General features: G+C 41.7%; 6 protein-coding genes. 3 read left to right on the plus strand and 3 right to left on the minus strand.

The window, feature by feature from the left end:
* Positions 1 to 234 precede the first annotated feature (234 nt).
* Complete coding sequence (locus Q4575_RS09970; protein ID WP_303522727.1) at positions 235 to 1,695, minus strand: sugar porter family MFS transporter; 1,461 nt, start codon at positions 1,693 to 1,695, stop codon at positions 235 to 237.
* Positions 1,696 to 1,719: 24 nt separating this feature from the next.
* On the minus strand, positions 1,720 to 4,359 hold the full coding sequence (locus tag Q4575_RS09975; protein WP_303522729.1) for a glycoside hydrolase family 3 C-terminal domain-containing protein: 2,640 nt from the start codon (positions 4,357 to 4,359) through the stop codon (positions 1,720 to 1,722).
* Positions 4,360 to 4,787: 428 nt separating this feature from the next.
* On the opposite strand from Q4575_RS09975, the gene Q4575_RS09980 reads away from it, so the two are divergent.
* Both Q4575_RS09980 and Q4575_RS09985 read left to right on the plus strand, forming a co-directional pair.
* Positions 4,788 to 7,814: a TonB-dependent receptor gene (locus Q4575_RS09980; RefSeq protein ID WP_303522731.1), complete on the plus strand. Its 3,027-nt coding sequence runs from the start codon at positions 4,788 to 4,790 to the stop codon at positions 7,812 to 7,814.
* Between the two features lie 118 nt (positions 7,815 to 7,932).
* The gene (locus Q4575_RS09985; RefSeq protein WP_303522733.1) at positions 7,933 to 9,450 is read left to right on the plus strand and encodes a tryptophan halogenase family protein; all 1,518 of its coding nucleotides are present in this window, start codon (positions 7,933 to 7,935) and stop codon (positions 9,448 to 9,450) included.
* Positions 9,451 to 9,511: 61 nt separating this feature from the next.
* Here Q4575_RS09985 and Q4575_RS09990 read toward each other — a convergent pair whose 3' ends face one another.
* Positions 9,512 to 10,696 carry an AraC family transcriptional regulator gene (locus Q4575_RS09990; RefSeq protein WP_303522735.1) on the minus strand — a complete coding sequence of 395 codons (1,185 nt, stop codon included), beginning with the start codon at positions 10,694 to 10,696 and terminating at the stop codon, positions 9,512 to 9,514.
* A gap of 333 nt (positions 10,697 to 11,029) precedes the next feature.
* On the opposite strand from Q4575_RS09990, the gene Q4575_RS09995 reads away from it, so the two are divergent.
* Positions 11,030 to 12,790, plus strand: a complete 1,761-nt coding sequence (locus tag Q4575_RS09995; protein WP_303522737.1) for a glycoside hydrolase family 9 protein — start codon at positions 11,030 to 11,032, stop codon at positions 12,788 to 12,790.
* Positions 12,791 to 13,222 lie beyond the last annotated feature (432 nt).

The raw sequence follows: 13,222 nt of genomic DNA on the forward strand, positions 1-13,222 counted from the left end.
TGTGGGTATTAAGCGAACTTGATGTACGTAAAATAAGCAGACAACTGATTTAGCTCGAAAATAAGACAAGGATGTACTCATCATAACAGTCCAATTGTTTACATATAATCCTTACAAGCACACCGATATTGATAGACAAGGTCGATACGCCAATAAACTTGGCGGCATAGAACTTTTTCTATTATCGGAAAATATCAAAACCAGTTTACAAAATAAAGACGATACTATTTAAATTTATGTCATTTGCTCCAGCTTTTTACCTTTTGTTTCCACCACAAACCATAAAACAAATAATATTGAGCTAAATGCAAACAAAGTATAAAAAGAAAATGTCGTCGCCAATCCAATACTTGTTAACAACAGTGGGAAGGTCATGGTAATAAAAAAGTTTGCCAACCACTGCGCTAAACCAGCAATAGCCAAGCCCGAACCTCGTATTTTATTGGGAAACATTTCCCCCAACATAACCCACATGATGGGGCCCCAGGAAAAGTTAAAAAAGAAAACATATAGGTGAACTTGCAGTAATGCGGTAAAACTCCAACTGCCTAGATCTAACTGACCATCGGCTCCAATTGTACCGTTGGCAAATGCCGTTGCGATACCAAATAACGAAAAGGTCATGCCCACTGAACCAATGAGTAAAAGCGGCTTTCGACCTATTTTGTCAATTAACATCAATGCGATAAAGCAGGCGACAATGCTTATTGCGCCACTAATAATATTAATCAGCAGCGCATCCGATTCAGAAAACCCAACAGCCTGCCACAATACTGCGCCGTAATAAAAAACGACATTAACCCCTGCCAGTTGCTGTAAAACCGCAAGCCCAATCCCAATCCAAATAACCGCCTTAAGCTTGCTGCTATTTGGGTTAAATACGTCGGTTATTTTTATCGCTGAATTGTTATCAATTGATGTTCGAATATCTTGCCAAATTGCACTGGCTTTATTTTTACCAAACAATCGACCAAGGACATTCATGCCTTTTATCTGCTGATTTGTTATCGCTAAATAACGCGGACTTTCAGGGATAAGTAACAGACAGGCAAAAAACAAAAGTGCAGGTAAAAGCTCAATCCAAAACATCCAACGCCAAGTTTCAAAGCCTAGCCATAGTGGTTCGATTGAATTCCCAGATACTTCCACCAGCAAATAATTGCTTAAAAAAGAACAAAACAATCCGGCAATAATCGCCATTTGTTGAATTGACGACAACATTCCTCGAAATCGCACAGGGGCTATTTCACTAATATAGGCTGGCGCTAAGACTGAAGCGCCGCCAACGGCCAGCCCTCCTATTAACCGATAAACCACAAACTCCATTGACGATGTAGCAATGCCAGAGCCCCAGGCACTGACGATAAATAACACCGCCGACACCAGTAATACGCTTTTTCGGCCAAAGCTATCGGCGCTCAATCCAGCCCCAAAAGCGCCAATTGCACAGCCTAATAGCATACTCGCAACGTTAAATCCGGTGCCTATGCTGTCAGAATGAAACGCAAATTTTAATCCATCAACCGTGCCATTTATCACGCCACTGTCGAAACCAAATAAAAACCCACCAATTGTTGCAACACATGCCACCAAAAAGATCTGAAACAAATTATCGCGATTGCCCGCTAACTCAGTTTTCAACATCGTTGTCGTTTTATTTTCTGCCGTATTACCTTTAACTGATGAGTTTGTCATTTTGTTGCGTTCCACCTATAGCGATTAAGGCAAGGATAGTTCGGTGGTCTGAAATCTATCTTGCGATATTTTAATGCCTTGCCCTGCCCCCACAGTTACCGCTAAGCGTCCCTGATACGGTTGAGCAAAACCGGCATCATCAATGTAGGTCAGTTTATTTTTAGGCACAGTAATGTTGACTTGTTGCGTTGAGTGTCCTGCAAGCCCTACCCGTTTGAAACTAACTAACTGTCGAATGGGGGTTTTAACCGGTGAATCAGGCATACTAAAATACACTTGTACCACTTCCTCCGTAGCTCTATCACTGGCGTTAGAAAGGGAAACACTAAGTTGCAATTCACCGCTTTGCTCATTCAATGTGTGGGTTAAATTTTTATATTTGACGTCTGCGTAACTTAAGCCGAAGCCAAACGGATACAACACATCCCCTTCGTAATACTTATAGGTCCGGTTCGCCATTGAATAATCGTTAAAAGCCGGCAAGTCGGTAACCGATTTATAAAACGTGATGGGCAGTTTGCCAGAAGGACTAAACTCGCCATACAACAAGCGAGTTAACGCAGTTCCTGTCGCTTCACCTGGATAAAATCCCTGAATTATCGCGTCAACATTTTGGTCCTGCCAATTGAGCGCAATGGCACTCCCACTCATATTAACAAAGACAATTGGCTTGCCTATTTGTTTCAGCTTTTTAAGTAATTTTTCCTGTGATTGTGGCAAATTAATGTGCGTTCTATCGCCGTGAGAAAAACCGTCAATGGCCAATGGCATTTCTTCACCTTCTAAATTAGCGCTGATGCCGCCGACAAAGACCACAACATCAGAGTCGCGAGCTGCGCTTAGTGCTTCTTCGGTCAAGTTGCGTGAATGATCCAACCAGGATAAAGAGGCACTTGGCTGAATAACATTGCTATGCCAGTAATGACTAATTTTGCTTTCGGCATTAAATTCGTAAGTTGTTCCCGCATTAAGTTTAACCACGCCATTAACGCTTCTGCCATCTAAGGTAAATGCCAAGTTATGCGCTTTGAACTGATACTCAGCCGTTTTACTTGGTTTGAATTGCCCCCGCCATCGGACAGAAAACTCTTGTTCAATGGCGTTGTTGATTGGCGAGCGCTGCCAATTAAAGTCGATATTTTCAACAATTTGGCGCTTGGCTAACTGCCGATTAAAGTGGGGATCAGGATAATATTCGGCAATCAAACCAGATTGTTGAAGGCCACTATGATCGATATGAAAAAAATGTTCCGCAGGGATAGGTGTAAAATGAGTATACACTTCTCCCGTTAAGCTCGCCCCCGGTGTATATTTCACTTGTGCGGCGCCAAGCTTTTTCATTAGCGCTTGTTTTGGGGTAATAGGATTTACTGGCTGACCATAATAATTACCTACAAGCACCATAAAGTTATCAGCATTTGGACCAATTAGAGCGATTTTTTCATTGCCTTTTAGTGGCAGTAAATTATCGTTTTTTAACAATACTAACGATTTTTCGGCCGCTTGCTGACTAAGTGACAGGTGGGTTTGTGAGCCCACTACATCTAGCGGTATCGTTGAATATGGCACATTATTTTTTGCGTCAAACATACCTAGTTTAAATCGAGCTTCAAACAGACGTTTAACGGCGACATCAATCTCAGTCTCGTCAATTAGTCCGCTATTTACCGCTTCCGTTAAATAACTAAATGTATTGCCGTGATGGTCGCCACAGTTTAAATCTGTCCCTGCCTTAACCGCCATAGCAGCTGCGGCCGCTTCTGTTTTAACAACATTATGAGATTTTCTGTCATAAAAGTCCGCGATTGCTCCGCAGTCTGAAACAATATATCCGGTAAAATTAAACTCAGTGCGTAGCTTGTTTTGAATAAGTTCGTTGTTACCACAAGCCGGTGTGCCGTTTACACTGTTATATGCACACATAACCGACGCAACGTTTGTTTCTGATATTACGTCCCTAAACGCAGACAAATAAGTTTCAGACAAATCTTTCGGTGTTGCAGCATAGTCATCACTATGGCGAGTGACTTCAGGGCCACTGTGCACGGCATAGTGTTTTAAGGTTGCCACTGACTTTAAATATTTGTCGTCATCACCCTGTAAACCGTTCACAAAATTGATTGCGATGCGCGTGGTAAGGTATGGGTCTTCACCGTAAGTTTCCTGGCCTCTGCCCCAACGTGGATCTCTAAAAATATTGATGTTTGGCGACCAATAAGTCAGTCCGGTATACATAGAGCGGTTATTTTCAGCTAAAAACGCATGGTGTTTTGCACGCCCTTCATCAGAAATTGCAGTTCCTACTTTAAGCATTAAGTCTTCGTCAAAAGTCGCTGCTAAACCAATAGCTTGGGGAAATACCGTTGCAGTTCCAGCACGAGCAACGCCATGCAAAGCTTCATTCCACCATTTATAGGCAGGGACTTGTAAACGCTCAATTGCGGGTGCTTTGTCAAATAACTGCCCGACTTTTTCCTCAAGTGTCATCTGACTGACTAAGTCGTTGACTCGTTGTTCAACTGAAAGATTTTCATCTTGGAACGCAAATGTTGGCTTTCCTGTACTTGCCTGAACTTCATTTTTTGCCAACCAGTCTGTTGCTGAACAACTCAGCAATATCGTGCTTGTTAAAGAAGCTAATATTAGTGTTTTTTTTATTTTCATTTTTGGTAACCGCTGCTCTGCATGTTGATTAATTAAGCAGAGCAAAGTTTACCAACTCATCCTTAATCGATTCGACCAAGTGCATGTCAACTTCACCATTTGAACGTTCAACTTTCCACAAGTGAGAATAATTGAACTATATCAGCCAAATTTAGAGACAAATTAATTTCATCTCTACAAAATCGCCTCACCCCTTTAATTACAAGGGTTAGAAAAAGAATTCATGTTGAATTATTAAAATTGAACGTTCAAATTTCAGTTCTCTCATCTAGTTAGACGACATTCGACGCCTTGTTCTCTAAAAACGAATATGAAAATTAAAAAATAGTTAGGTGAGCTTTCAACACAACAAGCCATAACTTATAAAAAGCGACGTATTAGCTTCAGCAACTAATACCAGCAGAAACAAACAATACAACGGGGAAATAATGAAAAAAACTATCAAAGAAAATAGGACTATTAATCAACGTCCTAACTTTAAGCTCTCAATAATTAGTTCAGCAATTTTGAGCCTCCCAATGGCGACGTCACTATGGGCTGCGGAACCAGAAGATACAGCTAAAACCGGTGACATCGAAGTTATTGAAGTCCGAGGAACTCGCTCTAACTTAATCGATGCACAAAATATGAAACGCGAAGGCGAAACCGTATTAGATGCTATTTCAGCAAAAGATATCGGCTCTTTGCCTGACCGTAGCGTATTGGAAGCGATAGTACGTTTACCGGGTGTTTCTATCGAACGTTTTGCCGGAGCCAATGACCCTGATCACTACGGTGTGGAAGGCAGTGGTGTGGTGGTTCGTGGGCTTACCCATACCCGCAGTGAGTTTAATGGCCGAGATACATTTACCGCGGACTCGGGACGAGGTTTGAGCTTTCAAGATGTACCGCCTGAGTTGATGGGAGGCGTAGAGCTATATAAAAACCAATCTGCTGATATGATTGAAGGTGGTATTGCTGGAACCGTAAACTTGATCACTCGTAAACCATTTGACTCCGATGAACGTGTTTTAGCGTTTACCGTAGATGCCACACACAGTGATTTTATTGACGAGACAACGCCGTCGTTTTCAGGTTTATACAGCGAGAACTTTGATATAAGTAATGGTCGAATTGGGGTGTTATTTAACTATTCTAATTCTGAACTAAAAGCACAATCTGACGGTACGCAAATTGGCCGCTACGAATTACAGAATCAACTCGTTGATGGGCAGCAAGTTATGGTGCCTCGCACAACTCGCCTCACTCGTAAGCAAGATGACCGTAAACGTGAAGGGTTTGCAAGTACAGTACAATGGGAGAATGAAGACCGCACAATTCTTGCAACCGCGCAGTTTATTCGTTCTGACTCATCACTAGCATGGACTGAAAACGCAATTGAAATGGCAGACGACGCCGTTATCAATGACTTAATTCCAGCCGCGGGCACCTCTTTTGAAGTAACCGACCAAGGCTTATTTGAATCGGGTCTAATTACCTCAACAGCGGGATGGCGCGGAAACGACGCCGAACGACAACCTGGTGGCGAATTTGGTGCGCAACATGCCATGATCACTCGTCAACGAAATCAAGATTCGCTTGTTGATGATTTTGGTTTTAACATTCGCTACCGCCCGAATGATACTTGGGCATTTAACCTTGATCTTCAGTATGTAAACTCAACATCTGAAATTTTAGATTTTTCAGTAATGGGTGCAAGCAGAGCCGTCGTTGGAATTGCTCAACACGGCGATGAACATCCAGATATTTCTATTATCAATCCCGCTAATAACGGTGAGACGGGGTATTTTACTAACCCGCACAACTATTTTTGGCGTAGTGCAATGGACCACATCTCAGACAATGAGGGTAACGAATTAGCCTTTGCAACTGACGCGCAATATACGTTGGACGAAGGGTTTTTCACCTCTTTAAAAGTAGGTGTTCGACACGCTAAGCGCGAGCAAATCACTCGCCAATCCACTTACAACTGGGGTTGGTTATCTGAAGCTTGGGCTGGCAATGGCAGTGCTTGGTTTGACGCTGAGGGCGATGAATTAGGCGCAAGCTTAAACAATCAATACGAGCAGATTTCGTTTGACAACTTTGCCCGCGGCGGTGTTTTAAATTCAGCAGGCGAAGAAGCGTTTCTATTCCCTAAAGTCTCTTTAGCAACCGATTACACGAATGCTGAAAGTGCTTTTGCTAGCTTAACCCCAGGCTGGAGTGCATTGGGTAGTCGTGATGGCGCCGAAGGCCACTTTATTCCAAATGAAATAAATGACACCGTTGAAACCAGTAATGCCATTTATGTCAAAGCAAATTTTGAGGGTGAAATCGGCGATATTGATTTCAGCGGTAACCTTGGTTTTAGATATGTAAAAATTGAAAACGATACAAAAGGGTTTATTACGTTCCCTGATTCCGTAGGCGATCCGGCTCAGCCAACCACTGACCCAGATCACTTTTTACCAGCTGATCAAGCTGCGTTTGGTGACGCGGGTTCTGTAGAACAAACTGCATCGAGCTCGTATTCAAATGTTTTACCTAGCGTAAACGTCAAGTTTAACTTAACTGATGAATTGTTGCTTCGCTTTGGTTTTTCTGAAGCCATTGCCTTACCAGATTTAGGTAACCTGCGAAACTACGTAGCCATTACCGCTGAAGATCAGGTCATCACCTATACTGGTGATGGCGACGACAGAGAAATCACAGATGCACGATATTCACGTTATACCGCTAAATCTGGCAATCCATTCTTAAAACCAATGGAGTCTTACAGTTATGATTTAGCATTAGAGTGGTATTTTGCCGAAGGCGTGGGATCGTTAACAACCTCTTTATTCTACAAAGATCTGAGCAATTATTTTATTAATGGCTCAGTTGACCGTGAATACACCAACAACGGCTCAACGCAAATAGTGCAAGTAGACGGGGCGACAAATGGTGATGAAGGTTCGATAAAAGGGGCGGAGATAGCGTATCAGCAATTTTTCGACTTTTTACCCGGGGCGTTTAGTGGCTTAGGTATTCAATTCAACTACACTTATATCGATGAAGAGGGTTCACCAAACCCAGGCTTATCCCCGGATAAACCTAACTCTGAAGAAGGTGAAGGCATAGCGTTTGACAACCTTCCATTAGAGGGTCTATCCCAAGACAACTTCAATCTCGTTGGTATGTATGAAAAATACGGTGTTAACGCACGTATTGCGTACAACTGGCGCTCAGATTATTTGTTAACGACCAAAGATGTTATCACTCAGTTGCCTATATATAACAAAGCCGGTGGACAAGTTGACGCTTCGATATTTTATGATGTCAGTGAAAACATAAAAGTCGGCCTTCAAGGCAGCAACTTAACCAATGAAGTTGCACATACAACAATGCAAATAGACAACGACGGCAACCAAGCCTCACGTTCATGGTTTGTAAGTGACCGCCGGTTTAGCCTAGTTGTTAAAGGTAATTTTTAAAACCGAGTGTTTTAATTTGTCGTGAGACCTAATGATTTATTAGGTCGAATCGGTAATTAAATTGGAGCAAAAGCTGCCGCCATTTATGGTTGGCAGCTTTTTACTTGAGGTAAACGTAATGAGTTACACGACGAATCCCAACACCGTTAAGTCTATCGTAATTGTCGGTGGTGGTTCAGCCGGATGGATGACCGCTTCGGCGCTGGCTAAAGTGTTAGGCCCCGAACTATGTGACATCACTCTTATTGAATCAGACCAAATTGGTACTGTTTCTGTAGGCGAAGCGACTATCCCACAGGTACAGTTATTTAATCGAATTTTAGACATCGATGAAAAAGAATTTTTAGACTTCACCAATGCGACATTTAAACTCGGTATTGAATTTGTTGATTGGCAAAAAAAAGGCCACGCCTATTTTCACCCTTTTGGTACATACGGCACCAATATTGACGCTCTACCCTTTCATCATTATTGGTTGAAGATGCAACAACTTGGTAAGGCGAGTGACCTCTCGCAATACTCACTCACGGCGGTTGCCGCGTATCAAAATAAATTTATGCATCCGCAGCAACAACAAAACTCACCGTTAGCGGGCATTAACTATGCCTATCATTTTGACGCGACGTTATATGCAAAATTTTTGTCCAGTTATGCAACAAAGCGCGGCGTGACTAAGCTAAACGGCAAAGTGATGGACGTTGGCTTAAATGCCGATAACGGTAATATTCAGACCTTATTTCTTGAAGACGGCCAGCAGATAACTGGCGATTTGTTTATCGATTGTTCTGGTTTTAAAGGGATATTAATTGAACAAGCTCTAAAAACCGGATTTGACGATTGGAGTCATTACCTACCGTGTAACCGAGCAGCTGCAGTACCTTGCCATACAATAACAGCTCAAAACATTACACCTTATACTAAATCAACCGCCCAAAGTGTGGGCTGGACTTGGCGTATTCCGCTGCAAAACAGAATTGGCAATGGTTATGTCTATTCAAGTGACTTTATCGACGATAACGCCGCTCAGGAGGTATTATTACAACAACTGGAATCCTCACCCATCGCTGATATTAATATGTTGCGCTGGACGACTGGAATGCGCAAAAAAAGCTGGAACAAAAACTGTATTGCGATTGGCCTTGCCGCTGGTTTTGTCGAACCACTCGAGTCAACTGGGTTGCATTTAATTCAATCAGCTATTGCCAAATTAATGACCTTGTTCCCGTACAAAAATATCAATCAATGCGACATTGATTTGTTTAACCAACAAACGGAAAAGGAATACCTTCGAATTAGGGATTTTATTGTATTGCATTACAAAGCGACTGAACGCGATGACTCTGATTTCTGGCGCTATTGCCAAGCTATGCCGATACCATCAACGTTGCAGCAAAAAATAGAAATGTATAAAGAAACTGGCCGGATATTTCGTCAAGATGATGAGCTGTTTAATGAAACGTCGTGGCTTGCGGTTATGCAGGGTCAGGGGATAAAAGCCAATAATTATCATCCACTAGTCGACAGGCTATCTGATGTTGAAATTCAACGACGACTGCAAAATATTGAGTCAGTAATTGCAAATTCAGCCAACCTTATGCCAGATCACCACGCTTATATCCAACAAATGCTGTCATAACAAAACAGCTAAAAAGTTTTTAAATAGGAACCCTACTGTATTGCTGTAGGGTTACATCAATCTAACTCTCGTCTTGATTTTGCGATTGCCAATAATCTTTTCTAAATTGTGTTGGCGTCACGCCCACCAGCTTTTTGAAAAACGTATTAAACGTTGCCTTACTGTTAAAACCCGCTAAATCCATAATGTCTAACATGGTCATTTTTTTGTTTTGTGCGGTTGTAAGTAATGACTTACTTTCTTCAATCCGATACAAATTAATAAACTCAAAAAAGTTTTTCTCAAAGTGACGATTGATAATCGACGACAAGTGACGGGATGAGATATCCAATTGATTGGCTAGATTTTCGAGCGTGAGCAAGTGATTCAAATACGGTTTTTGTTCCAGCATGTAGCGCTCTATTTGGGCAATTTGTTCCGCATCAAATGGCGTTAAATTTTCATCGTGTTTTTCATTGACGAGCTCGGTATCTATGCCTTTAAAAATTGAAGAATAGCCCGCACTAAAAAATATCAGGCCGGTGATCAAAAACATCACAACATAATTTGAAGTAAGGCCAAGGGTTTCATGGTCGACTAAAATGCCAATTTCGTATGAAAAGATAATCGCTAACGCTACAAAGATAGCGTCTATTCTTATCACTAAAAAGCCGACAACAAGGACTTTTAACCAGGTTAGATCTACATCTTCTAAAAATGCGACTTCATTTTTTATTTGATTTTGGTAGCGATGTAATTCAATTAAACATAAAACACCAAAGCCAAACCGTAAACTTTCTCGAATAATATGTAGCACCCTGTCGACAGATGGCGTTTCCTCAATGCTATTGCCAAGCAATGCCGCCAGTTTGACTTGATCATCAAGCATCAACCAAGTGTTCGCAAAATATATGGCAAAAAGCACAAACGGCGCGAAGTACAATAAGTCCATTTTTGCCAGTTTATAATCGCGATAAATTAATGATCTGATATAGAGTAAAAGTAAGGGGGCTTCAAGCCAATAGGCTAATCCAAAGGTATAAAATAAATTTGGCGAATATTCCAAGGCAACAAGTCGAAATGCTTCGCCAAAGTTAATCAAATTATCGAGTGGAATTGCCGCTTGCGTTAATAAAAAAGCAGCGAGTAAATAGTTACTTAGTTTCTTGCCCTTTTTTAAAGTCACGAGGAAAAGCGCAAAAAGTATACATATATACATAGTGAAGATTAATACCAAATCGTGCGTATTAAAGATGACCGATTTCATTAATTGCCTTTACCTTTTGGAAAAATAGTACATTTGGTCTCTAAGAGAGAATATTTCAATACGGTAAATTTATTCACCTATCATAATTAATCACGATGCTAAATATTGCTTTTTATGGTTCAAATAAACACTTTTGCATAAAGTTGTACGGCCAAAGACTATAGTTGAACGACTTTTTCTCAGTATTTTATAAAATAACCGAGTCGATTAAAGTCTGCCACAGTAAATTAGAATAAAAAATCATTCTCAGACAATGACGTTTATTAAAACGTTTTGCAACTAACCTGTAGTTGCAAAGTGTGCAATTGAATAAAAATTGAACCCGGGGAAAAAATGAATATTAATAAAATATTAGCAATTACGTTGCTAGCCACTTTGACTGTCGCATGTGGCAGTTCGAATGGCGATAAATCTGAACCGCCAACAACACAAAATGAACTTCCAGAAGAGCAACAGGAAACCACCGTAGAACAAATCCAACTCAACCAAGTCGGCTTTTTACCGAATGAAAACAAAGTTGCAGTTGTACCTAATGTTTCGAGTAGTTCATTTGCCTTAGTTTCAAAGGATACTGGCACCGTTGTATTTGAAGGAACCTTATCCACAGCCGCAAGTTGGCAAGTTGCCGGCGATACGCAGTTTAAGATTGCAGACTTTTCACCATTTAAAACTGAAGGTCAGTATTTCATAAGAGTCGCTGGTGTAGATGAATCTCACAACTTTGATATTGGTTCAACGGTATTTGACCCTTTACATGACGCGGCTTTGAAATCTTATTATTTTAACCGTTCGGGTACAGCTATCGAAGCCCCTTATAGTCAACAATGGACCCGTGCCGCTGGACATTCAGATGAGCAGGTTAAAGTCCACGCTTCTGCCGCCAGCACAGAGCGCCCGGAGTTAACGGTTATTTCCTCCCCTAAAGGCTGGTATGACGCGGGTGATTACGGCAAATACGTCGTTAATTCGGGCATTACCACATACACTTTATTGGCTGCATACGAGCACTTTCCTGATTTTTACGACAACCGCGCGATTAATATCCCAGAAACAGATGACCTAATACCAGATATTCTAAATGAAACTCTTTGGAACATAGATTGGCTTGCGACAATGCAAGACCCTGACGGTGGTGTGTACCATAAGCTCACAACGTTAAATTGGCCTGGTCAAGAAATGCCAGACGAGGATAAAAGAGACCGCTATGTGATAGGTAAATCCACCGCCGCAACACTAAATTTTACCGCTGTTTTAGCAATGTCGAATCGCGTGTATCAACCATTTGACACTGCAATGTCAGGTAAACGTGAGCAATGGTTGGCCGCCGCCGAATCAGCTTGGAGTTGGGCTGTAGCGCATCCGATGGAAATCTATCAACAACCCGCGGATGTCAGTAGTGGCGAATATGGTGATTCGTTTTTTAATGATGAATTTGCCTGGGCTGCTGCAGAGTTATTTATTACCACAAAAAACATCGATTACTTTAATCATTACCTTAAGTATCGCAGCGATGTCGCCGTGCCGTCATGGTCTTACGTGGCTTATTTAGCCACAAGTACTTTACTATTTCAGGGTGAAGACATTATCGACCCGGTGAAATATGCCGAGATTAAAGCGGATCAGCTTACTTTAGCCGACAAGCTTGTTGGTCAATACCAAGACAGCAGCTATAAAGTACCTATGATAGCGTCTGACTTTGTTTGGGGCAGTAATTCAGTGGCGTTAAACAAAGCATTGATCCTGATGCAGGCACATAAACTGACAGACGACCAAACGTATCGGGAAGTGGCCATAAACATTCTTGACTACGTATTAGGACGTAACCCGACGGACTACTCTTTTGTGACTGGATTTGGTTCAAAAAGTCCTATGTTTCCACACCATCGTATTTCAGACAGCGACGGCATTGCAGAACCTATTCCGGGTATGGTTGCAGGTGGTCCACACAGCGGGAGACAAGATGGCTGTAATTACCTCTATACCGAACCGGCTCGCACTTACATCGATGACTGGTGTAGCTTCGCGACCAATGAAATTGCCATTAACTGGAACGCACCACTAGTTTATGTGCTGGCTGCCTTATTAGCGGAATAGGTAAAAAGCTTAAAGCGAATTATGGACTGCCTCTGCGTATTACCCGTCATCTCAAAATCGCTTAGGCTGACTAATTTTACAAGCTACGGGGATGACGTTTTTTCCGACCTGTGGGGTCAGAGTCGCTGATTTTATTATTTCCTCTGCACTCGGTTGGAGATCCCTAATATCGCATAGGCTCTTTTGGGATGACGTTTTTTGTTCTGAACAATTTGAGCCAATTTAGGGCGAACTATGGACTTCCTCTGCACTCGGTTGGAGGTCCCTAATATCGCTGTGGCTGATTAACGTTATAAGCTACGGGGATGACGTTTTTTGTTCTGAACATATGCGCTAATTTAAAGCTCAGGTTAACTTCCTCTGCACTCGGTTGGAGATCCCTAATATCGCATAGGCTCTTTTGGGATGACGTTTTTTGTTCTGAACAATTTG

Origin of the sequence: Psychrosphaera sp. 1_MG-2023, from assembly GCF_030548245.1 — a bacterium.
Taxonomy (GTDB): domain Bacteria; phylum Pseudomonadota; class Gammaproteobacteria; order Enterobacterales; family Alteromonadaceae; genus Psychrosphaera; species Psychrosphaera algicola.

What these genes read in the sequence shown, in the direction of transcription:
- Q4575_RS09985 (WP_303522733.1), top strand. Translation starts at nt 7,933, where the DNA reads ATGAGTTACACGACGAATCCCAACACCGTTAAGTCTATCGTAATTGTC.
- Q4575_RS09970 (WP_303522727.1), bottom strand. Translation starts at nt 1,695, where the DNA reads ATGACAAACTCATCAGTTAAAGGTAATACGGCAGAAAATAAAACGACA.
- Q4575_RS09975 (WP_303522729.1), bottom strand. Translation starts at nt 4,359, where the DNA reads ATGAAAATAAAAAAAACACTAATATTAGCTTCTTTAACAAGCACGATA.
- Q4575_RS09990 (WP_303522735.1), bottom strand. Translation starts at nt 10,696, where the DNA reads ATGAAATCGGTCATCTTTAATACGCACGATTTGGTATTAATCTTCACT.
- Q4575_RS09995 (WP_303522737.1), top strand. Translation starts at nt 11,030, where the DNA reads ATGAATATTAATAAAATATTAGCAATTACGTTGCTAGCCACTTTGACT.
- Q4575_RS09980 (WP_303522731.1), top strand. Translation starts at nt 4,788, where the DNA reads ATGAAAAAAACTATCAAAGAAAATAGGACTATTAATCAACGTCCTAAC.